This is a genomic window from Blastococcus sp. SYSU D00695, assembly GCF_054050555.1.
Genome location: NZ_JBJGZP010000006.1, coordinates 139020 through 162637, shown reverse-complemented (window position 1 = coordinate 162637; position 23618 = coordinate 139020). Strand labels below are relative to the sequence as shown.

The window sequence follows — 23618 nt, the reverse complement described above, 5'->3', positions numbered from 1 at the left end:
GGGCGTGGCCGGGCAGTGGTGGCGTCCTAAGCTCTACGGCGTGGCCGGACCGCTCGCGCCGACACGGTCGCCGCAGACCGTCGTCGAGGAGGAGAACGACCTCGACCGTCCCTGGGTCACCATCGTGTGGGACGACCCGGTGAACCTGATGACCTACGTGACCTACGTCTTCCAGGAGCTGTTCGGCTACGACGAGGCGAAGGCGACCGAGCTGATGCTGCAGGTGCACCACGAGGGGCGGGCCGTGGTCAGCTCCGGCCCGCGGGAGCGCATGGAGCACGACACCAGCCGGCTGCACGCCTACGGGCTGTGGGCCAGCTACCAGAAGGACGCATGAAGCCGTTCCGCCGCCGGGGCGCGGCGTACGTCGCCCGCCTCGACCCCGCCGAGGCCGGGATCGTCGGGCTGCTGCTGGACCAGCTGGAGCAGCTGCTGTCCGCCGGTGAGGACGACGTCGCCGACGACGAGGTGCTGGCCCGGCTGCTGCCCGAGGGGCACCGGGGCGACCCGCGCCTGGCCGCGGACTACCGCGAGCTGACCCGCGAGGGCCTGGTGGCGGGCAAGGCCGACGACCTGGCGACCGTCCGCGCCACGCTGCCGGCCGACGGCGGCCCGGTCCGGCTGGACGCCGACCAGGCCGCGGCCTGGCTGCGCACGAGCAACGACCTGCGGCTGGCGCTGGGCACCCGGCTGGACGTCCGGGCCGACAGCGAGCCGCCGGCGGAGCTGGTGACCGAGGCCGACCAGCAGCTGGCCGTCTACTACTGGCTCACCGCCGTGCAGGGCTCGCTCGTCGAGGCCCTCGCCGCCGGGCGCGCCGGCCGAAGGTGACCAGCACCAGCACCGCCAGCAGCACGCTGAGGGCGAAGAACACGTAGACGAAACCGTGCAGGTCGACGTCGCGGACGGCGGCACCGATCGTCGACAGCAGCGTGAGGCCCGCCGCGCCGAGCAGGAGCACGAGGGCCAGCACCCGCAGCGTCACCAGGACGACCAGCGACGCGCGGTCGGCACCGGGGGCGCCGCTGAACCGCCCGTCGCGCCGCAGGAGCCCGCGGGCGCCGAGGACCAGCGCGGGCAGCGCCAGCAGCGCCACCACGGCGGCCAGGAGGATGTCGACGAGCACGTGACCGACCGTATCCGGTCCCCGCTCCTGTGATCGTGACCACTGCGCCGCCGTCGCCGGCGGCCGCGGGGGTCCCCCGGACGGAGGACGGCGCGGGCGGCCGGGGGCGGGCGCCTAGACTGGTCCCGTGCTGCGCATCGACCGCGCGACCTACGACGCCATCGTGGCCCACGCCCGGGAGGACCACCCGGACGAGGCCTGTGGCGTCGTCGCCGGTCCCGAGGGCAGCGACCGGCCCGAGCGGTTCATCCCGATGCTCAACGCCGCCCGCTCGCCGACGTTCTACGAGTTCGACTCCGGCGACCTGCTGCGGCTGTACCGGGACATGGACGACCGCGACGAGGTGCCGGTCGTCGTCTACCACTCGCACACCGCCACCGAGGCCTACCCCTCGCGCACCGACATCAGCTACGCGTCCGAGCCCGACGCGCACTACGTGCTGGTGTCCACCCGTCACCACGGCACGCAGACCGGCCTGGCCGGCGACGAGGTCGAGTTCCGCAGCTTCCGGATCGTCGACGGCCAGGTGACCGAGGAGGACGTCGAGGTCGTCGAGTCCTACCTGTTCGGCCACTCGCCGACCACCGTCGTCTACGACTGAGGAAGGACCCCCTGCTCCCCGCGACACGCTCCGCGCGCCGCGGGTCCCTGCAGGGGGCCACGGGCCGACCCCGCGTCGTCGGAATCCCTGACGGTGACCGGGCGTTGCCCGCACAGACGCACCACCCCCGCTGCCGTGCAGCGGTGCCCGCATCCCCGCACGACCCAGAGGAGAACCGCACGCCATGGCCATCGAGGTCCGGATCCCGACCATCCTGCGCACCCACACCGGTGGGGCCAAGACCGTCGAGGGCAGCGGCGCCACGCTCGCCGCGCTCGTCGACGACCTCGACAGCCAGCACCCCGGCCTGAAGAACCGCCTCGTCACCGAGGAGGGCAAGCTGCACCGCTTCGTCAACGTCTACGTCAACGACGAGGACGTCCGCTTCACCGGCGCGCTGGACACCTCGGTCAAGGACGGCGACTCCGTCACGATCCTCCCGGCGGTCGCCGGCGGCTGCTGAGCCGCCCGCCGTCCCTCCTCCCCGCTCCCGGAGTACACACCCATGGCCCGCTACGCCTCACTCGTCGACTCCCTCGGCGGCACCCCGCTCGTGGGGCTGCCGCGGTTGTCGCCGACCCCCGACGTCCGGCTGTGGGCCAAGCTCGAGGACCACAACCCGACCGGGTCGATCAAGGACCGCGCGGCCATCTCGATGATCGAGGCGGCGGAGAAGGACGGCTCGCTGCAGCCCGGGGCGACGATCCTCGAGCCGACCAGCGGCAACACGGGCATCTCGCTGGCCATGGTCGCGCGGCAGCGCGGCTACCGGCTGATCTGCGTGATGCCGGAGAACACGTCGGTGGAGCGCCGGCAGCTGCTGGAGATGTACGGCGCGCAGATCATCAGCTCGCCGGCCGCCGGCGGCTCCAACCAGGCCGTGGCGATGGCCAAGGAGCTGGCCGCCGAGCACGACGACTGGGTGATGCTCTACCAGTACGGCAACCCGGCCAACGCCGAGGCGCACTACACGGGCACGGCGCCGGAGATCCTCGCCGACCTGCCGTCGATCACCCACTTCGTCGCCGGGCTGGGCACCACGGGGACGCTCATGGGCTGCTCGCGCTACTTCCGCGAGCACAAGCCCGGGGTGCAGGTCATCGCCGCCGAGCCGCGCTACGGCGAGCTCGTCTACGGACTGCGCAACATCGACGAGGGCTTCATCCCCGAGCTGTACGACGCCTCGCTGCTGGACTCGCGCTTCAGCGTCGGGCCGGACGACGCGATCCACCGCACCCGGCAGCTGGTGGAGCGCGAGGGCATCTTCGCCGGCATCTCGACCGGGGCGATCCTGCACGCCGCCCTCGGCATCGCCGACAAGGAGGTCGCCGCCGGCCGCTCGGCCGACATCGTCTTCATCGTCTGCGACGGCGGCTGGAAGTACCTGTCCACCGGCGCCTACGCCGGCACGCTCGACGAGGCGGCCGCCGCGCTGGAGGGCCAGCTCTGGGCGTGACCGGGGCCCCCGCCGCCCCGCACCCCTCGCGGGCTCGGCGCGGGCCCCGGCGGCGGGGCCGCTAGCCTTCCCCGTCATGGGTACGCGGCGGTGTCGATGAGGCTGACCGTCGTGGGCTGCTCCGGCAGCGGGCCCGGCCCGGCGTCGGCGGCCTCGTGCTACCTCGTCGAGCACGACGGCTTCCGCCTGCTGCTCGACCTGGGCAACGGCGCGTTCGGCCCGCTGCAGGCGGTCGTGCACCCCGACGCCGTCGACGCCGTCTACCTCACCCACCTGCACGCCGACCACTGCCTGGACGTCGCCCCGTTCGTCGTCTGGCACCGCTGGTCGGGGCTGAGCTCCCGCCGGCCCATCCCGCTGATCGCACCGCCGGGCGCCGAGGAGCGGCTGGCGCAGGTCTGCGACGAGCGCGGCCGGCCGCTGACGGACGTGTTCCGGTTCCAGCCGACGCCGCCCACCACCACGCTGGGCCCGTTCACGCTGACCACGGCCCGGACCGAGCACCCCCTCGAGTGCCACGCCGTCCGCCTGGACGCCGGCGGCTCGTCGCTGGTCTACACCGGCGACACCGGCCCGAGCGACCGGGTGGCGCGGCTGGCGGAGGGAGTCGACGTCCTGCTGGCCGAGGCCGCGCACCCCGACGTCCCCGACCTGCCGCCGGCGCTGCACCTGACCGGCCGGCAGGCGGGGGAGCTGGCCGCAGCCGCGCGGGTCGGCCGGCTGCTGGTGACGCACGTGCCGTCCTGGGTGGACGCGGCGGCGCAGCTGGCCGGCGCCCGCGCGGTCTTCCCCGCGGCGGAGCTGGTCACGCCGGGGGCCACCTACCCGGTCTGACCGGAGGCGCCCGGCGGGGAGCGGGTTGCCCGGCGGCCCGGAGCCGGGCACGGTGACCCGGTGGCCGACGACGGGCGGGACGACGACGAGCGCGACGGCGTCCGGCTGACCTCGCTGGGCTCCCCGCTGGGCGACGGGCTCGAGGTCACCAAGCGCGAGCTCGTCGACCACCTGGACACCTTCGCCGACCGGCTGGTGCCGCTGCTGGTCGGCCGGCCCCTGTCGGTCGTGCGGGTGCGCCCCGGGTCGGCGCCGTTCATGCAGCGCAACGTGCCCAAGGGCGCCCCGGCGTGGGTCCGCACGGTGCCGGTGTGGTCGGCGTCGACCCACCGGGAGATCCACCAGGTGCTGTGCGAGGACCGCCGCACCCTGCTGTGGCTGGCCAACCAGCGGGCGGTCGAGTTCCACGTGCCGTTCCTGCCGGCGGGTGCCGCCGGGCCGACCGGCCTGGTGCTCGACCTCGACCCGCCGGAGGGCGGGGACTTCGCCGCGGTCGTCGCGACCGCGGAGCTGGTGCGGGCGGCCCTGGCCGACGCGGGCCTGGCCGGCGCGGCGAAGACCAGCGGGGCGAAGGGCCTGCACGTGGTGGTGCCGGTGCGCGACGCCGACCCGGCCGACGCCGCGGCCGCCACCCGCGCGCTGGCCGCCCGCGCCGCCCGGCTGGACCCGGCGGTGGCGACGACGGCCTACATCAAGGAGGACCGGCACGGGCTGGTCTTCGTCGACTCCACCCGCTCGGGGACGTCGACGATCGTGGCCGCCTACAGCCCCCGGGTGCGGCCCGGCCTGCCGGTGTCCGCGCCGGTCGGCTGGGCGGACCTGGCCGCGGCCGATCCCCGCCGGGTCACGGTGCGGACGGCGGCCGACCTGCTGGGGCCGGGCGACCCGTGGGCGGCCGCGCTGCCCGAGCCGCAGCTCCTGCCGGCCGACCTGGTCGCGGAGGGCCACACCATCCCCGTCGCCCGGGTCGCGGCCATGCACGAGGGGCGGCGCCGGGCGCGGGAGAGGCGGGCGGCCGCGGACGAGGGATGAGCCGCCCGGGGCGCGGCACCCTGGCACGGGGGTCCGACGGTCCCGGGCCGCCGTCCACGACCGGACCGCCGTCCACAGCGGTGCCGCGCCCGCCCGGCGGGACGTCGCCCGCGGCGGCCACGCTGCCGCCATGTCCCTCGACCCGCAGACCACCGCCTGGCTCGACCAGGAGGACGCCCACCTCGCCGCCGTCATCCGCGAGCACCGCTGGGCGGTGCAGCACGTCGGCCCCGGGGAGGAACCCGGCCAGCCACCGTTCTCGTACACGATCGGGCTCTTCGGGCTCGGCCACCCCGAGCTCGTCGTGGTGGGGGTGGGAGCCGCCGTCGGGCACGGCATGCTCCAGTGGGCGGCCGGGCTGGTCGCCGACGGCCGGGACCTGCTGCCCGGCGAGCTGCTGGTCCGCGAGTCCGCCGGGCGGCTGGTGGTCGAGGTGTGCCCCAACCCCGGGGACATCCTGTTCGGCGCCAACCGCTGGTACCGGCGGCCGGACGAGTTCTCCGTCCCGGCCTGCCAGCTGACCTGGCCCGACGCCGCCGACCGCTTCCCCTGGGACGCCGGCTACGCCGAGCCGCCCGGCGGCCAGCCGCGGCCGGGCACCTGGTCGGCGTGACCGGAGGGGGTGCCGCGGGCTCACCGCCAGGTGGAGGATCGCGTCGGCACGGGGGGTCCCGTCGGCGAGGAGCAGGCCATGACCCAGGTCCACCGCGGGCGCTTCGGCGCCGAGATCGAGGGCGACTTCGTCGTCCTCCTGATCGGTGCCCGGCTCAACCGGCCGTGGCTGCTGGCGAGCAGCTTCCTCGACCTGGGCGGCCGGCGGCGCGGGATGGGGGCGATGCTCGCCGACCTCGTGGCGCACCCGGAGAAGGGGCTGCTCGCCTACCGGACGGGGTTCTCGACGATCGTCCAGTACTGGCGCAGCTTCGAGCACCTGGAGGCCTTCGCCCGGGACCCCGGCGACCTGCACCGCCCGACCTGGCTGGAGTGGTACCGGCGGGACCCGCAGGGCCGGACCGGCATCTGGCACGAGACGTTCCTCGTCCGCGCCGGCGAGTACGAGGCCGTCTACAGCGACGTGCCCGAGCAGGGGCTGGCCGCCGCCGGGCGGGCGGTCCCGCTGACCGGCACCAGCTCCGCCCGGTTGCGGCTGCGGCGTGCCGACCGGGACGCCGTCCCCGCGGAGTGACCGGCTCAGGCCGGCTCGACGACGAACTGCCCCATCATCCCCTGGTCCTCGTGCCACAGGACGTGGCAGTGGTACACGAACGGCGCCGGCTCCCCGGCCGGCTGGTCGAACCGGACCAGCAGCCGCAGCGGGGTCCGCGGGGGCACGTACACGGTGTCCTTCCACCCGGACAGCTCCGGCGGTGGGGCCCCGCCGCCGACGGTGAGCACCCGGAAGCGGACCCCGTGCGCGTGGAAGCTGTGCGGCTGCTCGTGGGTGCTGGTCACCGTCCACACCTCGGTGGCGCCCAGCGGCACGCGCAGGTCGATGCGCCCGTGCTCGACCATCGCGCCGTTGATCCGGTTCGCCGACAGCTCGAACGACCGCTCGGTGCCGGCCTCCGCCGGGTCGGGCGGCGGCACGTCGGCCAGGACGGCCGGCAGGTCGGGGGAGGGCGCGAGCTCCGCGGCGGCCCGCAGCTCCAGCAGCGGAAGCGTCTGCGCGGCGCCGTAGGGGGCCGCCAGCTGGGGGACGAGGCCGAGGTCCGGTGGCACCGACACCAGGCCGAGCCGCTCGCCGGGGGTCAGCGCGACCACCAGCTCCGCGCGCTCGCCGGGGGACAGCCGCACCGACCGCACCGCGACCGGCGCGGCCAGCAGCCCGCCGTCGGTGCCGACCAGGGCGAGCTCGCGGCCGTCGGCGGCGGCGAGGGCGTAGACCCGGGCGGGGGAGGCGTTGACCACCCGCAGCCGGACGCGCGTGGTGGTGACCGGCAGGCAGCCGCCGGTCACCCCGTTGACCTGGACGGCGTCGCCGAGCGGCCCGATCGCGGTGCGGGTCTCCTCGTCGATGCGGCCGTCGGCGGTCAGGCGGGGGTCCTGCAGGAACAGCGGGACGTCGTCCACCCCGTACGCCGAGGGCAGGCCGGCCGGGGCGGCGTCGTCGTCGACGAGGAACGCGCCGGCGAGGCCGCGCAGCACCTGCGCGGTCGTGGCGCCGTGCGGGTGCGGGTGGTACCAGAGCGTCGCCGCCGGCTGGGCCACCGTCCAGCTCGGCCAGGCCGAGGCCCCGGGGGCGATGAGGGAGTGCAGGCCGCCGTCGGCCTCGCCGGGCAGCTCCATGCCGTGCCAGTGCAGGGTCGTGTCCTCGAGCAGCTCGTTGACCACCTCGACGCGGACGGTCTCCCCGCGCCGCGCCCGCAGCGTGGGGCCCAGGTGGGCGCCCTCGTAGCCGCAGGTCGGGGTGGCGGTCCCGGGGCGGAACTCGGTGGTGCCGGCCTGTGCCCGCAGGCGGAAGACCCGGACCCCGTCGGGGCCGACCGTCGAGAGCGCCAGCGGCGGTACGGGGACGATCGGGACGCCGTCGTCGGCCAGCGCCGGAGCAGGGCGCCGCGGCGATGCCGCGGCGGCGGAGGACGGGGCGAGGGCGCCGCCGGAGCAGGCGGACAGCACCGGCAGGCACAGCGTGGCCAGGGCGCCGCCGAGCAGCGCCCGCCGGCTCAGCGCGCCGGCCGCGTGCCGTCCGGGGGGACCGGGGCGCCCGGTCCCCCCGGGGGCACGGGAGCTCACGCGACCGTGACCGCCGCGATCATCCCGAGCATGAAGTGCGGCGGGCTGTTCTCGTCGTGGGAGACCGGGCAGATGAGCAGGTACTCGCCGGCCGGCAGGTCGAGGGTGACCCCGCCGGTCGCGCCGGGCGGGGCGAAGGTCTCGCCCAGCAGCTCGATCTTCGCGAACGAGCCCTCCGGGTCGGCGGCGAACTCCTCCGGGGTGAGCGTCTGCCCGTCGGCGACCCGGGCGACGAGCATGACGTGCTCCTCGCCGGCCTGCGTCTCGTTCGGCATCACGAACGTCGTCACCCCGGCCGGCAGCTCGGCCGGGATGCCCTCGAACGTGTAGTCCACCGCGGTCACGGTGACGGCGCTGTGGTCGCACCCCTCGGCGGCGGCGGTCTCGATCGTGCCGACCGCCTCGACGGTGTCCGGGCTGAACTGCCCGCTCGCGTCGCCGTCGGCCAGCTGCTGCTGCAGGTGGTGCAGGGCGGCCGCGGCGTCCGCGGCGTCGTCGGGGGCGTTGTCGACGATGGCCTGCACGGGCTCGGCCAGGGCCTCGCCGTAGGCGGCGACGTCCTCGGGGCTGGGCTCGCCGCTCTCCCCGCCCATCGGCTTGGGGGTGGCGTCGTAGTCGACGACGCCCTGGCAGAAGGCGTCCAGGTCGCCGCCGGGCGCGGCGGCCTGGCTGGTGTCGCCGGAGGCGGTGGTCGTGGTGTCGTCGCTGTCGTCGGCGCTGCAGCCGGTGGCGGCCAGCGCGGCGGCGAGGCAGCCCGCGGCGAGCAGGCGGGTGGTGACGGTGGTGCGGCGCATCTCGGGTGCTCCCCTGCGGAGTCGGTGATCTCGTCACCGGACTCTCGCGTTCCGGGTGACCCGAGCACGAGGGACCGCCGTCCCGATCACTCGGGACGCCCCGCCCGGGACGCCCGTCACGCATCGAGGCCCCGGCCGCCCGCTCGCGCGGGACCGGCCGGGGCCTCGGGGAGGGCCCGCCTGGTCGCTGCGCCCCTCGCACCGACACCGCGGCAGTGCCGCGGGGGCGGGGTGACTGCCGCGCCGTGGGGCGGCGGTGACGCCCGTACGGCGGCACTGCCGCGTCGCAGGAGGGGGACGGCGGCGGGAGAGCGCGCGGCGTCAGGCCAGGCCGAGGTCCCGGCGCAGCTTGGCGACGTGGCCGGTGGCCTTGACGTTGTAGGCGGCCTTCTCGATGCGGCCCTCGGCGTCGACGACGAAGGTCGACCGGATGACCCCGATGACCTCCTTGCCGTACAGCTTCTTGGGGCCGTAGGCGCCGTAGGCGGTCAGCACCGACTTGTCGACGTCGGAGAGCAGGGTGATGCCCAGCCCCTCCTTCTCGCGGAAGCGCAGCAGCTTGGCCGGCGGGTCCGGGGAGATGCCGATGATGTCCAGGCCCGCCTCGGCGAGCTCGCCGGCCGCGGCCGTGAAGTCGACCGCCTGCGTCGTGCAGCCCGGCGTCAGCGCGGCCGGGTAGCAGTACACGATCACCCGGCGGCCGCGGTGCGCCGACAGCGACACGGGGGTGCCGTCGGCGTCGGGGAGCGTGAAGTCCGGCGCCGGGTCACCGGGGGAGAGGCGGACGGGGGCGGCGTCCTGCGTGGCGGCGGTGTCGGTCATGCCGCGCATCCTGCCGTGCCCGGGCTCCCCCCCTCCACGCCGGGCGGCGTGGCTCAGCCGGCGAGGAACGACAGCCGCACGTGCCGCTGCGGGTTGTCCGTGTTGGTGTCCACGAGGCAGATCCGCTGCCAGGTGCCCAGCTGCATCCGCCCCTCCAGCACCGGCACCGTCGCGTGCGGCGGGACGAACGCGGGGAGCACGTGGTCGCGGCCGTGACCGGCGCTGCCGTGCCGGTGCCGCCAGCGGTCGTCGCGGGGCAGCAGGACGTCGAGCTGGGCGAGCAGGTCCGGGTCGCTGCCGGCGCCGGTCTCGATGATCGCCACGCCGGCGGTGGCGTGCGGCACGAACACCTGCAGCAGGCCGTCGGCCTCCCCGGCCACGAACGCGGCGCACTCGTCGGTCAGGTCGACGACGGCGGGCACCCCACCGGTCCGGACGGAGCGGAGCTCGGATCGCATGCGGCGATCCTGCCCTGCCCGGCCGCCGCGAGCCGGCCGTGCCGCGGCGGTGCCCGCCCGGCCGCCGGACCCGTCCCGTCCGGCGGGCGCACTACTGTCGGCCCCCGTGACCCCCGCCCCGCAGACCACCCGTCCCGACGGCCGCGCGGCCGACCAGCTGCGCCCGGTCACGATCACGCGGCACTGGCTCGACCACGCCGAGGGGTCGGTGCTCGTGGAGTTCGGCCGCACCCGCGTGCTGTGCGCGGCCAGCGTCACCGAGGGCGTCCCCCGCTGGCGGAAGGGCTCCGGCCTGGGCTGGGTGACGGCCGAGTACGCGATGCTGCCGCGCGCGACCCACACCCGCGGCGACCGCGAGTCGGTCAAGGGCCGGGTCGGGGGCCGCACCCACGAGATCAGCCGGCTCGTCGGGCGCTCGCTGCGCGCCGCGGTGGACCTGTCGGCGCTGGGGGAGAACAGCATCGCCCTCGACTGCGACGTGCTGCAGGCCGACGGCGGCACCCGCACCGCGGCGATCACCGGCGCCTACGTCGCCCTCGCCGACGCCGTCGCCTGGCTGGGCGAGCGCGGGAAGCTGGCGAAGGCGGAGCCGCTGGCGCAGTCGGTGGCCGCGGTCAGCGTCGGTGTGATCGACGGCCAGCCGCGGCTGGACCTCGCCTACGAGGAGGACGTGCGGGCGGGCACGGACATGAACGTCGTCTGCACCGGCGACGGCGGGTTCGTCGAGGTGCAGGGGACGGCGGAGGGTGCGGTGTTCGACCGGCCCACCCTCGACGCGCTGCTGGACCTCGCGGTGGCTGGCTGCGCGGAGCTGACCGCGATCCAGCAGCGGGCACTGTCGGCATGAGCACCCGGCTGGTCCTCGCCACGCGGAACGCGGGCAAGCTCGCCGAGCTGCAGCGGCTGCTGTCCGGGGCGGTGCCGGGGGTGACGGTGGTGGGGCTGCGCGACGTCCCCGAGTTCCCGGAGGCCCCCGAGACCGGGGCGACGTTCGCGGAGAACGCGCTGCTCAAGGCGCGGGAGGCGGTCCGGTACACCGGCCTGCCGGCGGTCGCCGACGACTCGGGGATCACGGTGGACGCGCTCAACGGCATGCCGGGCGTGCTGTCGGCCCGCTGGGCGGGGCGGCACGGCGACGACCACGCGAACACCGCCCTGCTGCTCGCCCAGATCGGGGACGTGCCCGACGAGCGGCGCGGGGCGGCGTTCGTCTGCGCCGCCGCGCTGGTCACGCCCGAGGGCGGCGAGTGGGTGCTGGAGCGGGAGTGGCGCGGGCGGGTGCTGCGCGAGGAGCGCGGCAGCAACGGCTTCGGCTACGACCCGGTGTTCGTGGCCGACGGGCTGGAGCTCACCAGCGCCGAGCTGTCCGCCGAGGAGAAGGACGCGCGGAGCCACCGGGCCCAGGCCTTCGCGGCCCTGGTCCCGGTGGTCGCCGAGGCGCTCGGGGCGCGCTGACCCGGCGCACGCGCCGCTCAGTCCGCGGCCGGGGCGAAGCCCAGCCAGTCGAACGGGTCGTCGGGAGTGCGGTCCTCCGGGGCGGCGTGGCGGCCGACCCGCGACCACGCGGCGAGGAACTCGCGCGGGGTGCTCCAGCGCGGCTCGTCGGTCGTCTCGGGGGCGCGGTGCCGCCCGGTGGTGGCCGGCTGGGTGGTCGTGGCGGTCATGGGCAGGACGTCGGCACGGCCGCCGTCCCGGGGCAGCCCCCGGGGCCGCCGCCTCCCCCGGAGGGGTGAGCGCGGCGGGCGCCCGGCCCGGGTCCGCCGCGGCTAGGGTCCCTGCGGTCGACGGCGAGGGAGCCGTCGGGGAGAGGACGACGCGTGCACGCCGACCGCCGGGCCTGGCTGGCCTCGCTGCGCCCCGGACCGGTCGGGTACCGGCCGATCGACCTCGCCCGCGGGGGCCTCGGCGCGCTCGTGGGCATCGCCGTCGCCGCCCTCGCCGCACGGGTGCTGCCGGGCGGCCCGGACGCGCTGCCGTTCATCGTGGCCCCGATGGGCGCGACCGCGGTGCTGCTGTTCGCCGCCCCGGCGAGCCCCCTGGCCCAGCCGTGGTCGCTGCTGGTCGGCAACGTCGTGTCCACGCTGGTCGGGGTGACCGCCGGCAAGCTGATCGACGACGTCACGCTCGCCGCGGCCGTCGCCGTGGGCACCGCGATCGCGGTGATGATGCTGCTGCGCTGCGTGCACCCACCGGGTGGGGCGTGCGCCCTGTTCGCCGCGGTCGCCGGGTCGGCGGTGACCGAGCAGGGCTACGCGTTCGCCGTGCTGCCGGTCGGGGTGAACACCGTCGTCCTGCTCGCCGTCGGTGCCCTGGTCAACAACCTGACCGGCCGGCCCTACCCGCACGTGCCCCCGCCGCCGCCCCCGCTCCAGGGCGGCGACCCGGCGCCCAGCGAGCGGGTCGGCGTCTCCACCGAGGACGTGACCCGGGCGATCGCCCGGCTCGATCGCGGCCTCGACGTGCTGCCCGGCGACGTGGTCGCCCTCATCCGCGATGCCGAGGCGCAGGCGCTGGACCGCCGGCTCGGGCAGCTGCGGGTCGGCGCGCTGATGGCCCGCGACGTCATCAGCGTGCGCCCGGACGACACCCTGTACCGGGCGCGGATGGTGATCAACCAGCACCACGTGAAGGCCGTCCCCGTGGTCGACGCCGACGGCCACGTCGTCGGGATCATCACGGTGTTCGACCTGTTCAACCGGGACATCGTCGAGTTCGACCCGGTCGAGCGGGTGATGACCAGCCCGGTCACCACGGTGCGCGAGGACACGCCGGTGGCCGAGCTGGTGGAGCTGATGACCGACCGCGGGCTGCGCAACCTGCCGGTGGTGGACGGCGCCGGCCGCCTGACCGGGATCATCACCCGGACCGAGCTCATCGCCGTGCTGCACCGGGCGCTCGTCGGCTCCTGACCCGGCGGCCCGGGGGGCCGGCCCCGCGCGGCCGGCCCGCCGCGGTCAGGGGGTGACGGGTGCGCCGGTGCCCGCGGCGGCGGGCGGGTCCTGGCGCTGGTCGGCGCCGCCCGTGCCGGTGGCGCCGCCGTCCGCGGTGGTCTGCGGCGCCTCGCGGGCCGGGCCGCTCGGCGCCGCGGTCGAGGAGGCGGTGCGCTCCGGGGTGGCCGACGGCGAGGTCGTCGCCGCGGTGCCGGGGGCCGGGCTGCCGGACCCGTCGGCGTCGTCCGGCGCGGCGGTCCCCGGGGCCTCGGGAGCGTCGGAGGGGGCCGGGGTCGTCGGCGCGGCCGGCGACGGCGTGGCCGACGACGGGGCGGTCAGCTCGCCGAGCGTGGTCGACGTCGACGCCTCGCGCGCCCCCACCAGCGCCGACACCGGCTGCTGCCCGACGATCTCGATGCCGGTCACGATCGTCATGGCCAGCCCGAACACCGCCACCGCGTAGCCGGCCACGCGTGGCCAGCGCCACCGGCGTGCCGGCGCGGGGGGACGGCGCGGGTCGAGGGCGGCGGGCAGCTCCCGGGTCGGCGCGGGCCCGGCGGGGGCGGCGGCCTGTGCCGCGCGCGCCGTGCCCGACAGCTGGCCGCGGACCTGCCGCAGCCGCGCGTTGGTGCGGGCCAGGGAGTTCGTGTAGACGGCGGCGGTCACGGTGCTGATCACGCTCGCCAGCGCGGCGCCGATCAGCGTGCCGGCGACCCCGAAGAACGAGGCGACGACGGCGGAGCTGACCGAGGCCAGGGCGCCGGCCGCGATCTGGACCGGGCTGAGCCGGGTCCTCTCCGGCTGCTCGTCGGGGCCGTCGGTGGGGTCGGGGCGCGAGGAGGACATGGGCTCCGGGAGGTCGAGGTCCGGGCGGGGGGACGGGGGCCCGGGGCCGTCGTCCGCGGACCCGGGCAGCTCCTCCCACGCTACGACGGCGGCCTGGCAGCCACCTGTCACGCGCGCGCCCCCGCGACGCTGACCTGCGGGAACGCGAGGACGTGATCCTGCTGACGCCGGTGCGTCGGCCCGTCGGCGTGTCGGTCGGGACGCTCAGCCGAGCGTGCGCGGCCCCCGGCCGGACCGGGCCACCGGCGCCGGCTGCAGGTGCACCGGGCCGAAGCCGGTGCGGCGCTGGAAGTAGCGGGTGCCCGGGCTGGTCAGCAACATCGAGCCGCCGACGGTCAGGGTCGAGACGTCGCGCTCGACCAGCCGGCCGACGACGTGGGTGTGCAGGGCGTAGCGGGCCAGCGGGGCGGCGGGGTGGTCGAGCGCGCTGATCATCAGCAGCAGCCCGGCGTTGTCCCGGTCGACGAGCGAGTGGCTGAGCGCGACCGGGTCGCCCTTCCCGTCGTAGGCCGCCGACCAGACCCGCTCGGGCGCCAGCCCCTGGCCGGGGCGGACGAACGTGGCGGCGGTGCTGTGGTCGCGTCGCGAGTCGGCGATCGCGGTCGCGACCGCGTGCAGCTCGGCGGGGGTGCCCACGGGTGCGCAGGTGACGCCCTCGGCGGACGCGCGGGCGAGGTTGGTCCGCAGTGCCTGCCGGGGGCGGCCGCGCAGGTACTCCTCCCGGCTCGCCGGCAGGTCGAGGACGGCGACGGGCGCCCGGTCGAAGGGGAGCGGGCGCTCCGGGCGGAACATCGCGCGCAGCTCCCGCCCGGCGGGGGTGGCGCTGACCGGCAGGGTGCGGCGGGGGAGCTGCCGCAGGAGCGAGCGCACCGCCCGCGTCCCCTCGCGCGAGGCCACGGCCCGCGCCCGGGCGGCGAGGGTCGGGGCGCGCCGCACCGTCTGCACGTAGTGCGCCGCCGTCTCCAGGTCCTGCCCGCAGGCCCACTCGGAGCTCCGCCGTCCGCCCGCTGCCGTTCCCGCCACCTGGACCGCCCCGTTCCCCGTGCGCGGACCCCCCGCGCGCGGCACACGCAAGCAGTCCCGCCTGGGAGGCCGGCCGTGACGCGCGGGAACTCGACCGTTCCGCAACCGGGCGCACCCCACGCGCCCCTCCCGTCCCGCCCCTCGGCGGGGCAAGGGGCGTCGTGCCTGGTCAGGCGTGTGCGCGGCCCTCGTACATCTGGGCGGCCCAGGCCGGGGAGCCCGGGTCCCGCCACCGCGACAGCGCGGTGACCGTCAGCGGCGAGGCGGCCAGCAGCGCCGCGACGTCGGTGTCCAGCGCGCAGCCGGTCGTCAGCCGGCCGGGCCGCCCGCCGCGCCGCTGCCAGCGGCGCACCGCCGGATCCGGGGACAGGCCGTGCTCGACCAGGTGCAGGGCGGCGCCCGGCCGCAGGACGCGGGCGACCTCGGCCAGCGCCGCGGCCGGGTCGGGCAGCTCGCACAGGACCCACGTGCACAGCGCGGCGTCGAACCGGTCGGCGGGGAAGGGGAGGGCCTGGGCGTCGGCGACGACGGCGTGCACCGGCACCGGCGACCCCGCGCGGGCGGCGGCGGCCTGCCCGAGCGCCGGCGCGGAGGGCTCGACCGCCCACAGTGCGGTCACCTCCGGCGGCAGGTGCGGCTGGTTGTGGCCGTGCCCGTGGCCGATCTCCAGGACGTCGCCGGTGAGGCCGGCGCAGACCCGGTCGCGGACCCCCTCCGCGGGATCGGTGCCCGGGCCGGGCTCGCGCGCGGGGGGACGCCGGCCGGGGGTGCGCATGACGGCGAGGGTCCCCCAGGCGCCGCCGCGCGCGCACGCCGGGGCCACCCGTGCGGGAGGCGGGAGTCGAACCCGCACGCCCGGAGGCACCAGATCCTAAGTCTGGCGTGGCTGCCGTTACACCACTCCCGCGCGGTCGCGGAGTCTACGGCGACCGGCCCGGGGACCCCGTGACCTCCCGCGCCCCGCACCGGTGCGCGGCGATCGCGAGACTGCGGCCGGCATCGCCCGTGCGGGTGCCCCCACCGGGCGGGGACGCGCCACCCGCGCGGCGTTCTGGCAGGCTGTCGGCGTGCCTCGCGACCCCCGACAGATCCAGCTGGAGATCGACGCTGCCCGTGAGTCGCTGGCGGCCACGCTGGACGAGCTGGCCTTCCGCACCAGTCCCGCCCGGCTGAAGGAGCAGGGGCAGGCCGCCGTCGTGCGCTTCCTGCAGTCCTCGGCCGGCAAGGCCACGATCGGCGCGGTGGGCCTGTTCGTCACCGTCGTCGTCGTCAACTCGGTCCGCGGCCGCCGTCGCCGCAGGCGCTGACCGGTCCGATGGGCACCCCGCGCGGCCGCGACCCGGTCGGGCCGGGGCAGGAGTCCGTCTGGGACTACCCGCGCCCGCCGTCGGCGCAGGTCACCGGGCGGCTCGTGGAGGTCGAGCTCGGCGGGCGTGTGATCGCCCGGACCACCCGTGCGGTGCGGGTCTGCGAGACCAGCCACCCACCCGTCTACTACGTGCCGCGGGAGGACGTCGTCGCCGGCGTGCTCGAGCGCGGCCGCGGCTCCTCGTGGTGCGAGTGGAAGGGCGTGGCCACCTACTGGGACGCCGTCGTCGACGGCCGGCGGGTCGGCTCGGCCGGCTGGTCCTACGAGCAGCCCACGGCCGGCTACGAGCACCTGCGCGGCGCCGTGGCCTTCTACCCCGGCAGGGTGGACGCCGCCCGGGTCGACGGCGTCGCAGTGCGCGCCCAGGCCGGGGACTTCTACGGCGGCTGGATCACCCCGGACGTCGTCGGCCCGTTCAAGGGCGAGCCGGGCACCCTCGGCTGGTGAGCCGCCCGCGACCCTCAGGGGCGCCGGGTGCGCAGCAGCGGCAGGACGACGGCCTCGAGGACCTGGTCGGCGTACTCGTGGTCGACCGGCTCCCCGGTGAGCAGCCACCGCTGCACGAGCAGCGCGGTCGTGGCCTCGGCGAGCACCGACTGCGCCATGCCCGGGGCGAGCTCGCCGCGGGCCTCCGCCTGCGCCCACATCCGCGCGAAGGTGTCGCGCCAGGCCTGCAGCGGCCCCTGGGCGAAGGCCTCGCGGAGCTCGGGCTGGTGCTGCATCGAGGGCAGCAGCGAGCGCATCGCCGTCCCGACGGGGCCGTTCACGACGTCGACCGTCCGGTGCACGATCGCGCGCACGTCGCCCTCCAGCGACCCGGTGTCGACCGGGGCGGCCAGCGACTGGTTCATCACCGCGATGGTGTCGACGACGAGGTCCTGCTTGGTGCGCCAGCGGCGGTAGATCGTCGCCTTGCCGACGCCGGCCTCCGCGGCCACCGCGTCCATGGTCAGGGCGCCGTACCCGACGTCGCCGAGCAGGCGGAGGATCGCCTCCCGGATCACGCCGTCGCGGCTGGGGTCGCGCGGCCGTCCCCCACGGCTGGTGCGCACGGGATCGGTGGTCGGAGCCGGTGCCATGCCCCTGACTTTAGACACTCAACCCGGGAAGTTCCGGATCTCGCGCCTCCGGCGTCGGCCGGTCCCCCGGCCGGGGGTCCGCGCGCCTGCCGGTGACCGGCGGTGTGCTCGGTCATCCTGCTCGGGTGCCCGGGACCATCAGCACGACGCGGCGCCGCGAGACCTGGGACCTGCCGGAGGTGGCCACCCGGCTGCTGCTCGCCAGCCCGGTGGACAGCGTCCTGCCCGCCGTCGCCGGCATCGCCCGGTCCGTCGGCCTGTCGGTGTACCGCACCGACGGCCTGCTGGACCTGACCGACGAACGGGACGGCGTCGGGGTGGAGCTGCTGTTCGACCGGCTCTCCCGCGAACTGACCACCGCCGAGGCCGAGGCCGTGCGGGTCGCCACCGACCCGCCGGGGGAGTACACCGCCCTGGTCACCCGGCTGCTCACGGCGCCGAGCCTGGCCGTCGAGCTGGCCCGCCGCGGTGTGACCGCCGAGGTCGGGATCCTGGCCGAGGCCGAGCTGTGGAGCGTCTACCAGCCGATCGTCGCCCTGGACACCGGCGCCGTCGTCGCGCACGAGGCGCTGCTGCGCGGCCTCGCCGACGGCCGCGAGATCGGGGGCGGGGACCTGTTCTTCGTCGCCCAGTCCGCCGACTGGCTGCCCCGCCTGGACCGGATCGGGCGCGAGTGCGCCGTCGCCGGCGCCGCGCCGTGGCTGGGGGACGCCGACCTGTTCGTCAACACGCACCCCACCTCGGTGCACCGGCCGCAGGCGGACCTGGAGAGCACCCGCGCGCTCATGGCCGAGGCCGGGCTGGCGCCGGGCCGGCTGGTCATCGAGGTCGCCGAGCCCTCCGCCCTCGCCGAGCACGGGCACCTGCTGTCGGTGCTGGAGCAGTACCGGGAGCTGGGCTGGCGGGTGGCGCTCGACGACGTCGCCGCCGGCTGGGCGAGCCGGGAGCTGCTGGGCACGGTGCGCCCCGACGTCGTCAAGCTCGGCCGGCCGCTGGTGCAGGCGCTGCCCGACGAGGGGGCGCGCACCATCCTCCGCTGGGTCGTCGAGGCCGCCCACCGCGTCGGCGCGCAGGTCGTCGCCGAGGGGGTGGAGGACGAGCGGACCGCCGAGCAGGTCGCCGCGATCGGCGCCGACCTCGGTCAGGGCTGGTTCTTCGGCCGCCCTGCCCTCCTGGAACCCGAGCCCGGGAGCTGACCAGCCGGTGGCCCCGTCCAGAGGTTCACGCCGAGCTCGCGAGGCGTGCGGAGGAAGGGGTCCTCCGTCACAGCCCCCAGCCGCTGAGCACCGGCCGGGCGTGCTCGTGCCCCAGGGACCCGTACGCCCCGGCCGGGAGCGCGAACAGCGCCCCGGCCGCCGGCCCCAGCTCCAGCCAGCGGGCGGTGAGGACCCGCAGCACGTGCCCGTGGGCGACCAGCGCGACGTCGCCGTCGGCCAGCAGCGCGCGGGCCCGCCCCAGCACCCGGTCCACCCGCTCGGCGACCTGGTCCAGCGTCTCGCCCGGGGTGTCCCCAGGGACGACGGGGTCGCGCCACACCGACCACTCGCGCCCGAGCTCCTCGCTGATCTCGGCGGTCGTGCGGCCCTCGTAGCCGCCGTAGTCGAGCTCGACCAGGTCGGGGTCGACGGCGGTGGCGGTCAGGCCGGCCAGCTCCGCCGTCCGCCGGGCCCGCTGCCGGGGGCTGGTCCACACCGCGGCGAACCGCCGCGCGGCCAGCCGGGGCGCCAGCTCCCGGGCCTTCTCCTCGCCCTCGGGCAGCAGCGGCAGGTCGGTGACCCCCGTGTGCCGGCCGCTGCGGCTCCAGTCGGTCTGCCCGTGCCGCAGCACGACGATCTCGCCCACCCGCGCATCCGCCACGCCGCCATCGAACACGCCCGCGGGAACACCCGCGCGGGCTGAGGTCTTGGGCCCTGGCATGACCACCGCACAGATCGGCGACACGTTCCTCCTCGGCGGCGACCTCCCCGTGCACCGGCTCGGCTACGGCGCGATGCAGCTGCCGGGCCCCGGCGTGTGGGGCGAGCCGGCCGACCGCGAGGGCGCGCTGCGCGTCGTGCGCGCCGCCGTCGAGCAGGGCGTCGACTTCATCGACACGGCCGACTCCTACGGCCCGTTCGTCAGCGAGCAGATCATCGCCGAGGCGCTGCACCCCTACCCGGAGGGCCTGGTCGTCGCGACCAAGGCCGGCCTGACCCGCCAGGGCCCCGGCATCTGGACGCCGGTCGGGCGCCCGGCCTACCTCCGCCAGCAGGTCGAGCTGTCGCTGCGCCACCTGCGGCTGGAGCGCATCGACCTCATCCAGCTGCACCGGATCGACCCCGCGGTCCCGCTCGCCGACCAGCTCGGCGTCTTCAAGGAACTGCAGGACGAGGGCAAGGTCCGGCACGTCGGTGTCTCCGAGGTGTCGGTGGCGGAGCTGGAGCAGGCGCGGGAGATCGTCGAGATCGTCAGCGTGCAGAACCTCTACAACCTGACCAACCGGCAGTCCCAGGACGTCCTGGAGCACGCCACCGCCCACGGCATCGGCTTCATCCCCTGGTTCCCGATCGCCACCGGCGACCTCGCCGCCCCGGACAGCCCGGTCGCCGACATCGCCCGCGAGCTGGGCGCCACCCCGTCGCAGGTCGCGCTGGCCTGGCTGCTGCAGAAGTCGCCGGTCGTGCTGCCCATCCCGGGGACCAGGTCGGTCGACCACCTCACGGAGAACCTGGGCGCGGCGGGCCTGACGCTCTCCGACGAGGACATGGCCCGCCTGGACGCGCTCGCCTGAGCCCGCCCGGCCGGCGGGCCGCCGGTGTCACGGCGGCGGACACCCTCGGCGATGATTGGTGCATGGATGCCGAGGACTTCCGCCAGATCCGGGACGCCGTCCGCCAGTTGGTGCGCGAGGAGGTCATCCCGCGCGAGGAGGAGATCGACCTCGACGACCGCATCCCCGAGGAGCTCCGCGGGGCGATCGCCGACATGGGGCTGTTCGGCTACGCGCTGCCCGAGGAGTACGGCGGCCTGGGCGTCAACATGAAGGAGGACGTCGAGCTCGCCTTCGAGTTCGGCTACACGACCCCGGCCTTCCGGTCGCTGTTCGGCACGAACAACGGCATCGCCGGCCAGGTCATCGCCCGCTTCGGCAGCGAGGAGCAGAAGAAGCGGTACCTGCCCCGCCTCGCCGACGGCTCGCTGATCGGCTCCTTCGCACTCACCGAGGCCGAGGCGGGCTCGGACCCGGCGGGCCTGCGCACCACCGCCCGCCGCGACGGCGACGAGTGGGTGATCAGCGGCACCAAGCGCTACATCACCAACGCGCCGCTGGCCGACCTGTTCGTCGTCTTCGCCCGGACCAACCCGGAGGAGAAGGGCGGGCGGGGCATCTCCAGCTTCGTCGTCGACGCGAAGGCCCCCGGCGTCTCGCTCGGCCCCAAGGACAAGAAGATGGGGCAGTCCGGCGCCTGGACGTCGGAGGTGTTCTTCGACGACGTCCGCGTCCCGGCCGACGCGCTGGTCGGCGAGGAGGGCCGCGGCTACTCCAAGGCGCTGACCGTGCTGTCGCGCGGGCGGCTGCACATCGCCGCCATGTGCGTCGGCATGGCGCAGCGGGTGCTCGACGAGTCGGTGGCCTACGCCGCCACCGCCAAGCAGGGCGGCGCGCCGATCGGCCGCTTCCAGCTGGTCCAGGCGCTGATCGCCGACATGCACACCGAGCTGGTCGCCGGCCGGGCCCTGGTCCGCGACGTGGCCGCCCGCTACGACACCGGCGAGGACACCTCGGTCGGCCCGTCGGCGGCCAAGCTGTTCTGCTCGGAGATGGTCGGCCGGGCGACCGACCGCGCCGTCCAGGTGCACGGCGGCATGGGCTACCTGCGCACCACCCCGGTCGAGCGCTTCTACCGCGACGCGCGCCTCTACCGGCTGTACGAGGGCACCAGCGAGGTGCAGCGGGTCATCATCGGCGGCGGCCTGCTCCGCCAGGCCGGCATGTCCCGCGGCTGACGTCCGCCCGGCGGCCGGCCCCTCCCGCGGGGCGGCCGCCGGTCAGCGGGCCGGGGCCCCGTCCGGGTCCCGGGTGTCGCCGTCGGCCGGGCGGAGCAGGGCGCCGGGGGCGCCGTCGCCGCGGCCCAGGGCGGCGACGAACTCGCGCAGCACGTCGTCGCCGCGGTGCCCGGGCGTCCAGCCCAGCAGGCTGCGGGCCCGGGTGGTGTCCAGCGCGGGAGCGCCCACGCCCAGGTCCAGCCAGCCCGGTTCGGTGGGCACGAGGTACGCGGCGTGCGCGGCGGCCAGCCCCGCCCGCAGCACGACCGCCGGCACCGGGACCCGCCGGGTGCCCAGGGCGCGGGCCAGGCCGTCGGCGTCCAGCGTGGGCTCCGCGGCCAGGTTGAACGGCCCGGACGCCCGCCGGTCGAGGATGCGCACCAGGGCGTCGGCGACGTCGTCGGCGTGCACGAAGCCCACCCGCAGCGCCGGCAGCGGCAACGGCAGGGCCTGCGCCACCGGCGCGGGCAGGGCGCGCGCCGCGGCGAACAGCAGCGGGCCCAGGAAGTAGCGGCCGATCTCGCTGGCCGCCTCCGGCTGCAGCACCAGCGTGGGACGGACGACGGTCACGGTCGTGTCGCCGCGGGAGCCCAGCACCTGGCGGACCACCCTCTCGGCCGAGCTCTTGTCGCGGCTGTACTGGGAGCTGGGGATGCCGGTGACCGGCCAGTCCTCGGTGACCTCCCGGTCGCCCGCCCCCGCCGCGTAGGCGCCGAGCGAGGACATGTGCACCACGTGCGGCACCCCGGCCCGGGCGGCGGCCCGCGCCACCCGGTAGGTGCCGTCCACGTTGACCGCGTGCAGCCGCTCGGGGTGCCGGCCCGGCTGCAGCGCCCAGGCCAGGTGGACGACGGCGTCCACCCCGGTGAACGCGCGCTCCAGGTCCGCCTCGCCGCCGTCCTCGCCGAGGTCCACCCGGTGCCAGGTCGCGGCGGTGTAGGGGGCGACGTCCGGCGGCTGCCGCCGGGCCAGCCCGCGGACCTCGGCGACGCCGAGCGCGGGGTCGGTGAGCCGGCGCAGCAGCGCCGTCCCGACGTTGCCGCTGGCGCCGGTGACGGCGACCCGGAGGCCCTGCAGGTGTCCGGGGGAGGAATCGGCCATGCCGGGCCGCTACCCGTCCCCGCGCGGGTCCACCCCTGGCACGGTGCCCGCCTCTCGGATGTGCCCTGCCGGGTTGTGGACGCCTTGTAACGGTCCGGTAACCTCCCTCAGGGTCATAGGTCCCTAGTGTGGTCCTCCCGACGTCCGCCTCTCCCCGGAGTCCTCATGACGCAGCGCGTCCCCGCGGTGTCCCCGACGGCAGCACCGGCGTCCGAGGTCGCGGTCGACCCCTCGGCCACTGCGCTGGGCATGCTGGGCTTCGGCGCGGCCGGGATGCGCGTCGTCCGTCGCTGGATCCAGCAGGTGCCGCCGAGCACGCCGGTGACCTGGGCGGCCGCGCAGCGGGCCGACGCGCGCAGCCTCGCCGAGCTGGAGCGGCTGCTGCGCGCCGCCCCCGCCGGCCAGGGCCTCATGCTGGCCGGGCCGGCGGCCGACGTGCACGCCGCCCGCGAGGCCGCGATCGGGCTGGGCGTGCGCGCCTCCGCGATCCGCTGGGCGGTCACGGGCGCCGAGCAGCGCCGGCTGTGGTGCCCGCACTGCACCGCGACCACCGACACCGCGGCGCTGCCGGGTGAGCCGGTCGAGTGCTCCGGCTGCACCGTGCCGCTGCGGGTGCCGGCGGCCGAGGCCCGCCCGCGCCCGGCGCCCCGCGTGGTCGCCGAGGGCGGCGCCCGCCACCACGTGGCCTAGGGGCGCTGCCACTCCCGCACGTGCGCGGGGGTGGGGATCCCCGTGGTCAGGTCCGGGGCGGGCTCGGGTGCGCCGGCGACGGTCCGCAGCGGCAGCACGCCGGCCCAGTGCGGCAGGCCGAGGTCGTCGTCCTCGTCGACCGGCGGTCCGGTCCGCACCTTGACCGAGACCTCCTCCAGGGGCAGCACCAGCACCGCGGTCGCGGCCAGCTCGCGGCGGTCGGCCCGGCGGCTGGCGGTGGAGCGGCCGGGGACGACGGCGTCGACGAGCGCGTCGAGGGCGGCCGCCTTCTCCGCGGGGTCGGTGACCACGGTGGCGGTGCCCAGTGCCACCACGGAGCGGTAGTTCACCGAGTGGTGGAACGCCGACCGGGCCAGCACCAGCCCGTCCACCAGCGTGACGGTCACGCAGACGTCCAGCCCGCCGTCGGCGGCGTGGCGCATCGCGCGGGCCCCGGTGGAGCCGTGCAGGTACAGCCGGTCGCCGACGCGGGCGTGCAGTTGCGGCAGGACGAGGGGCCGACCGTCGACGACGCACCCGACGTGGCACACCACCGCCTCGTCGAGGACGGCGTGGACGGTGGCGCGGTCGTAGCCGACGCGCTCGCGGACGCGGGTGGGCACGGTGCGGGGGCCGACGGGGTACGTCACGCCTGCCATCCTCGCCGCGCGGTCGAGCCGATTCCCACTGCTCGGGAC

At 76.6% G+C, this 23618-nt stretch carries 31 protein-coding genes and 1 tRNA gene; 18 read left to right on the top strand and 14 right to left on the bottom strand.

Going from position 1 to position 23618, the window contains the following annotated elements:
• Positions 1–40: 40 nt before the first annotated feature.
• Together clpS and ACI781_RS06455 are read left to right on the top strand one after the other, a co-directional pair.
• On the top strand, positions 41–337 hold the full coding sequence (clpS, locus tag ACI781_RS06460; protein ID WP_456565251.1) for an ATP-dependent Clp protease adapter ClpS: 297 nt from the start codon (positions 41–43) through the stop codon (positions 335–337).
• Positions 334–831 (top strand): DUF2017 family protein, encoded by a 498-nt coding sequence (locus ACI781_RS06455; RefSeq protein WP_456565250.1) that lies wholly within the window; start codon positions 334–336, stop codon positions 829–831. The genes clpS and ACI781_RS06455 overlap by 4 nt, the downstream gene beginning before the upstream one ends.
• On the opposite strand, the gene ACI781_RS06450 is transcribed toward ACI781_RS06455, so the two are convergent.
• Positions 770–1126: a hypothetical protein gene (locus ACI781_RS06450; RefSeq protein ID WP_456565249.1), complete on the bottom strand. Its 357-nt coding sequence runs from the start codon at positions 1124–1126 to the stop codon at positions 770–772. The genes ACI781_RS06455 and ACI781_RS06450 overlap by 62 nt on opposite strands.
• 127 nt (positions 1127–1253) lie before the next feature.
• Between ACI781_RS06450 and ACI781_RS06445 the strand changes: the two genes are divergently transcribed.
• The 7 genes from ACI781_RS06445 to ACI781_RS06415 all read left to right on the top strand — a co-directional run bounded on the left by ACI781_RS06445 (position 1254) and on the right by ACI781_RS06415 (position 6235).
• A complete protein-coding gene (locus ACI781_RS06445; protein WP_456565248.1) occupies positions 1254–1727 on the top strand; it encodes a Mov34/MPN/PAD-1 family protein in 474 nt (157 codons plus the stop codon).
• Between the two features lie 184 nt (positions 1728–1911).
• A complete protein-coding gene (locus ACI781_RS06440) occupies positions 1912–2190 on the top strand; it encodes a MoaD/ThiS family protein (protein ID WP_456565247.1) in 279 nt (92 codons plus the stop codon).
• Positions 2191–2232: 42 nt separating this feature from the next.
• Complete coding sequence (locus tag ACI781_RS06435; protein ID WP_456565246.1) at positions 2233–3183, top strand: PLP-dependent cysteine synthase family protein; 951 nt, start codon at positions 2233–2235, stop codon at positions 3181–3183.
• A gap of 96 nt (positions 3184–3279) precedes the next feature.
• Positions 3280–4017: an MBL fold metallo-hydrolase gene (locus tag ACI781_RS06430; protein WP_456565245.1), complete on the top strand. Its 738-nt coding sequence runs from the start codon at positions 3280–3282 to the stop codon at positions 4015–4017.
• A 60-nt stretch (positions 4018–4077) separates the two neighbouring features.
• The gene (gene ligD / locus ACI781_RS06425; protein ID WP_456565244.1) at positions 4078–5049 is read left to right on the top strand and encodes a non-homologous end-joining DNA ligase LigD; all 972 of its coding nucleotides are present in this window, start codon (positions 4078–4080) and stop codon (positions 5047–5049) included.
• Between the two features lie 130 nt (positions 5050–5179).
• Complete coding sequence (locus ACI781_RS06420; RefSeq protein WP_456565243.1) at positions 5180–5662, top strand: DUF4262 domain-containing protein; 483 nt, start codon at positions 5180–5182, stop codon at positions 5660–5662.
• Between the two features lie 78 nt (positions 5663–5740).
• Positions 5741–6235, top strand: a complete 495-nt coding sequence (locus ACI781_RS06415) for a monooxygenase family protein (protein ID WP_456565242.1) — start codon at positions 5741–5743, stop codon at positions 6233–6235.
• Positions 6236–6240: 5 nt separating this feature from the next.
• On the opposite strand, the gene ACI781_RS06410 is transcribed toward ACI781_RS06415, so the two are convergent.
• From ACI781_RS06410 to ACI781_RS06395, 4 genes are all read right to left on the bottom strand, one after another.
• Positions 6241–7782 (bottom strand): multicopper oxidase family protein, encoded by a 1542-nt coding sequence (locus ACI781_RS06410; RefSeq protein ID WP_456565241.1) that lies wholly within the window; start codon positions 7780–7782, stop codon positions 6241–6243.
• Positions 7779–8576: a hypothetical protein gene (locus ACI781_RS06405; RefSeq protein WP_456565240.1), complete on the bottom strand. Its 798-nt coding sequence runs from the start codon at positions 8574–8576 to the stop codon at positions 7779–7781. The genes ACI781_RS06410 and ACI781_RS06405 overlap by 4 nt, the downstream gene beginning before the upstream one ends.
• 321 nt (positions 8577–8897) lie before the next feature.
• The gene (gene bcp, locus ACI781_RS06400; protein ID WP_456565239.1) at positions 8898–9398 is read right to left on the bottom strand and encodes a thioredoxin-dependent thiol peroxidase; all 501 of its coding nucleotides are present in this window, start codon (positions 9396–9398) and stop codon (positions 8898–8900) included.
• A 53-nt stretch (positions 9399–9451) separates the two neighbouring features.
• Entirely contained in the window at positions 9452–9856 is a 405-nt protein-coding gene (locus tag ACI781_RS06395; protein WP_456565238.1) for a YjbQ family protein, read from the bottom strand.
• A gap of 106 nt (positions 9857–9962) precedes the next feature.
• Here ACI781_RS06395 and rph point away from each other — a divergent pair, with 106 nt between their 5' ends.
• Both rph and rdgB read left to right on the top strand, forming a co-directional pair.
• Positions 9963–10703: a ribonuclease PH gene (rph, locus tag ACI781_RS06390; RefSeq protein WP_456565237.1), complete on the top strand. Its 741-nt coding sequence runs from the start codon at positions 9963–9965 to the stop codon at positions 10701–10703.
• Positions 10700–11311, top strand: a complete 612-nt coding sequence (rdgB, locus tag ACI781_RS06385; RefSeq protein ID WP_456565236.1) for an RdgB/HAM1 family non-canonical purine NTP pyrophosphatase — start codon at positions 10700–10702, stop codon at positions 11309–11311. Before rph ends, rdgB begins: the two co-directional genes overlap by 4 nt.
• A 17-nt stretch (positions 11312–11328) precedes the next feature.
• Here the strand turns inward: rdgB and ACI781_RS06380 are convergent, their stop codons facing one another.
• The gene (locus ACI781_RS06380) at positions 11329–11520 is read right to left on the bottom strand and encodes a hypothetical protein (protein ID WP_456565235.1); all 192 of its coding nucleotides are present in this window, start codon (positions 11518–11520) and stop codon (positions 11329–11331) included.
• Positions 11521–11673: 153 nt separating this feature from the next.
• Here ACI781_RS06380 and ACI781_RS06375 point away from each other — a divergent pair, with 153 nt between their 5' ends.
• Complete coding sequence (locus ACI781_RS06375; protein ID WP_456565234.1) at positions 11674–12765, top strand: HPP family protein; 1092 nt, start codon at positions 11674–11676, stop codon at positions 12763–12765.
• 45 nt (positions 12766–12810) lie between these two features.
• On the opposite strand, the gene ACI781_RS06370 is transcribed toward ACI781_RS06375, so the two are convergent.
• The 4 genes from ACI781_RS06370 to ACI781_RS06355 form a co-directional block, all read right to left on the bottom strand.
• The gene (locus ACI781_RS06370) at positions 12811–13632 is read right to left on the bottom strand and encodes a hypothetical protein (RefSeq protein WP_456565233.1); all 822 of its coding nucleotides are present in this window, start codon (positions 13630–13632) and stop codon (positions 12811–12813) included.
• A 204-nt stretch (positions 13633–13836) separates the two neighbouring features.
• Positions 13837–14655 carry a hypothetical protein gene (locus ACI781_RS06365; RefSeq protein ID WP_456565232.1) on the bottom strand — a complete coding sequence of 273 codons (819 nt, stop codon included), beginning with the start codon at positions 14653–14655 and terminating at the stop codon, positions 13837–13839.
• Between the two features lie 169 nt (positions 14656–14824).
• The gene (locus ACI781_RS06360) at positions 14825–15430 is read right to left on the bottom strand and encodes a class I SAM-dependent methyltransferase (protein ID WP_456565231.1); all 606 of its coding nucleotides are present in this window, start codon (positions 15428–15430) and stop codon (positions 14825–14827) included.
• 51 nt (positions 15431–15481) lie between these two features.
• A tRNA-Leu gene (locus tag ACI781_RS06355) sits at positions 15482–15562 on the bottom strand.
• Positions 15563–15722: 160 nt separating this feature from the next.
• Here ACI781_RS06355 and ACI781_RS06350 point away from each other — a divergent pair.
• Both ACI781_RS06350 and ACI781_RS06345 read left to right on the top strand, forming a co-directional pair.
• Entirely contained in the window at positions 15723–15962 is a 240-nt protein-coding gene (locus ACI781_RS06350; RefSeq protein ID WP_456565230.1) for a DUF3618 domain-containing protein, read from the top strand.
• An 8-nt stretch (positions 15963–15970) separates the two neighbouring features.
• Positions 15971–16471: a DUF427 domain-containing protein gene (locus ACI781_RS06345; protein WP_456565229.1), complete on the top strand. Its 501-nt coding sequence runs from the start codon at positions 15971–15973 to the stop codon at positions 16469–16471.
• 14 nt (positions 16472–16485) lie between these two features.
• Here the strand turns inward: ACI781_RS06345 and ACI781_RS06340 are convergent, their stop codons facing one another.
• Complete coding sequence (locus ACI781_RS06340) at positions 16486–17103, bottom strand: TetR/AcrR family transcriptional regulator (protein WP_456565228.1); 618 nt, start codon at positions 17101–17103, stop codon at positions 16486–16488.
• A gap of 125 nt (positions 17104–17228) precedes the next feature.
• Between ACI781_RS06340 and ACI781_RS06335 the strand changes: the two genes are divergently transcribed.
• Positions 17229–18299, top strand: a complete 1071-nt coding sequence (locus tag ACI781_RS06335; RefSeq protein ID WP_456565227.1) for an EAL domain-containing protein — start codon at positions 17229–17231, stop codon at positions 18297–18299.
• 67 nt (positions 18300–18366) lie between these two features.
• Here ACI781_RS06335 and ACI781_RS06330 read toward each other — a convergent pair whose 3' ends face one another.
• Entirely contained in the window at positions 18367–18945 is a 579-nt protein-coding gene (locus ACI781_RS06330) for a histidine phosphatase family protein (protein ID WP_456565226.1), read from the bottom strand.
• 73 nt (positions 18946–19018) lie between these two features.
• Here ACI781_RS06330 and ACI781_RS06325 point away from each other — a divergent pair, with 73 nt between their 5' ends.
• Together ACI781_RS06325 and ACI781_RS06320 are read left to right on the top strand one after the other, a co-directional pair.
• Positions 19019–19873, top strand: coding sequence for an aldo/keto reductase (locus tag ACI781_RS06325; protein WP_456565225.1), 855 nt, complete (start codon positions 19019–19021; stop codon positions 19871–19873).
• A 62-nt stretch (positions 19874–19935) separates the two neighbouring features.
• Complete coding sequence (locus tag ACI781_RS06320) at positions 19936–21090, top strand: acyl-CoA dehydrogenase family protein (RefSeq protein WP_456565224.1); 1155 nt, start codon at positions 19936–19938, stop codon at positions 21088–21090.
• 42 nt (positions 21091–21132) lie between these two features.
• Here ACI781_RS06320 and ACI781_RS06315 read toward each other — a convergent pair whose 3' ends face one another.
• The gene (locus tag ACI781_RS06315) at positions 21133–22230 is read right to left on the bottom strand and encodes an NAD-dependent epimerase/dehydratase family protein (RefSeq protein WP_456565223.1); all 1098 of its coding nucleotides are present in this window, start codon (positions 22228–22230) and stop codon (positions 21133–21135) included.
• A 165-nt stretch (positions 22231–22395) separates the two neighbouring features.
• Between ACI781_RS06315 and ACI781_RS06310 the strand changes: the two genes are divergently transcribed.
• Positions 22396–22920 carry a dimethylamine monooxygenase subunit DmmA family protein gene (locus ACI781_RS06310; protein WP_456565222.1) on the top strand — a complete coding sequence of 175 codons (525 nt, stop codon included), beginning with the start codon at positions 22396–22398 and terminating at the stop codon, positions 22918–22920.
• Here the strand turns inward: ACI781_RS06310 and ACI781_RS06305 are convergent.
• Positions 22917–23570 (bottom strand): pyridoxamine 5'-phosphate oxidase family protein, encoded by a 654-nt coding sequence (locus ACI781_RS06305; protein ID WP_456565221.1) that lies wholly within the window; start codon positions 23568–23570, stop codon positions 22917–22919. The genes ACI781_RS06310 and ACI781_RS06305 overlap by 4 nt on opposite strands.
• Between the last annotated feature and the right edge of the window lie 48 nt (positions 23571–23618).

Bases quoted from the DNA above. Each gene is read 5' to 3' on its own strand.
- ACI781_RS06455 (WP_456565250.1), top strand. From the start codon at position 334: ATGAAGCCGTTCCGCCGCCGGGGCGCGGCGTACGTCGCCCGCCTCGAC.
- ACI781_RS06440 (WP_456565247.1), top strand. From the start codon at position 1,912: ATGGCCATCGAGGTCCGGATCCCGACCATCCTGCGCACCCACACCGGT.
- ACI781_RS06435 (WP_456565246.1), top strand. From the start codon at position 2,233: ATGGCCCGCTACGCCTCACTCGTCGACTCCCTCGGCGGCACCCCGCTC.
- ACI781_RS06430 (WP_456565245.1), top strand. From the start codon at position 3,280: ATGAGGCTGACCGTCGTGGGCTGCTCCGGCAGCGGGCCCGGCCCGGCG.
- ACI781_RS06420 (WP_456565243.1), top strand. From the start codon at position 5,180: ATGTCCCTCGACCCGCAGACCACCGCCTGGCTCGACCAGGAGGACGCC.
- ACI781_RS06415 (WP_456565242.1), top strand. From the start codon at position 5,741: ATGACCCAGGTCCACCGCGGGCGCTTCGGCGCCGAGATCGAGGGCGAC.
- ACI781_RS06405 (WP_456565240.1), bottom strand. From the start codon at position 8,576: ATGCGCCGCACCACCGTCACCACCCGCCTGCTCGCCGCGGGCTGCCTC.
- bcp (WP_456565239.1), bottom strand. From the start codon at position 9,398: ATGACCGACACCGCCGCCACGCAGGACGCCGCCCCCGTCCGCCTCTCC.
- ACI781_RS06395 (WP_456565238.1), bottom strand. From the start codon at position 9,856: ATGCGATCCGAGCTCCGCTCCGTCCGGACCGGTGGGGTGCCCGCCGTC.
- rdgB (WP_456565236.1), top strand. From the start codon at position 10,700: ATGAGCACCCGGCTGGTCCTCGCCACGCGGAACGCGGGCAAGCTCGCC.
- ACI781_RS06380 (WP_456565235.1), bottom strand. From the start codon at position 11,520: ATGACCGCCACGACCACCCAGCCGGCCACCACCGGGCGGCACCGCGCC.
- ACI781_RS06370 (WP_456565233.1), bottom strand. From the start codon at position 13,632: ATGTCCTCCTCGCGCCCCGACCCCACCGACGGCCCCGACGAGCAGCCG.
- ACI781_RS06360 (WP_456565231.1), bottom strand. From the start codon at position 15,430: ATGCGCACCCCCGGCCGGCGTCCCCCCGCGCGCGAGCCCGGCCCGGGC.
- ACI781_RS06345 (WP_456565229.1), top strand. From the start codon at position 15,971: ATGGGCACCCCGCGCGGCCGCGACCCGGTCGGGCCGGGGCAGGAGTCC.
- ACI781_RS06340 (WP_456565228.1), bottom strand. From the start codon at position 17,103: ATGGCACCGGCTCCGACCACCGATCCCGTGCGCACCAGCCGTGGGGGA.
- ACI781_RS06325 (WP_456565225.1), top strand. From the start codon at position 19,019: ATGACCACCGCACAGATCGGCGACACGTTCCTCCTCGGCGGCGACCTC.
- ACI781_RS06320 (WP_456565224.1), top strand. From the start codon at position 19,936: ATGGATGCCGAGGACTTCCGCCAGATCCGGGACGCCGTCCGCCAGTTG.
- ACI781_RS06315 (WP_456565223.1), bottom strand. From the start codon at position 22,230: ATGGCCGATTCCTCCCCCGGACACCTGCAGGGCCTCCGGGTCGCCGTC.
- ACI781_RS06310 (WP_456565222.1), top strand. From the start codon at position 22,396: ATGACGCAGCGCGTCCCCGCGGTGTCCCCGACGGCAGCACCGGCGTCC.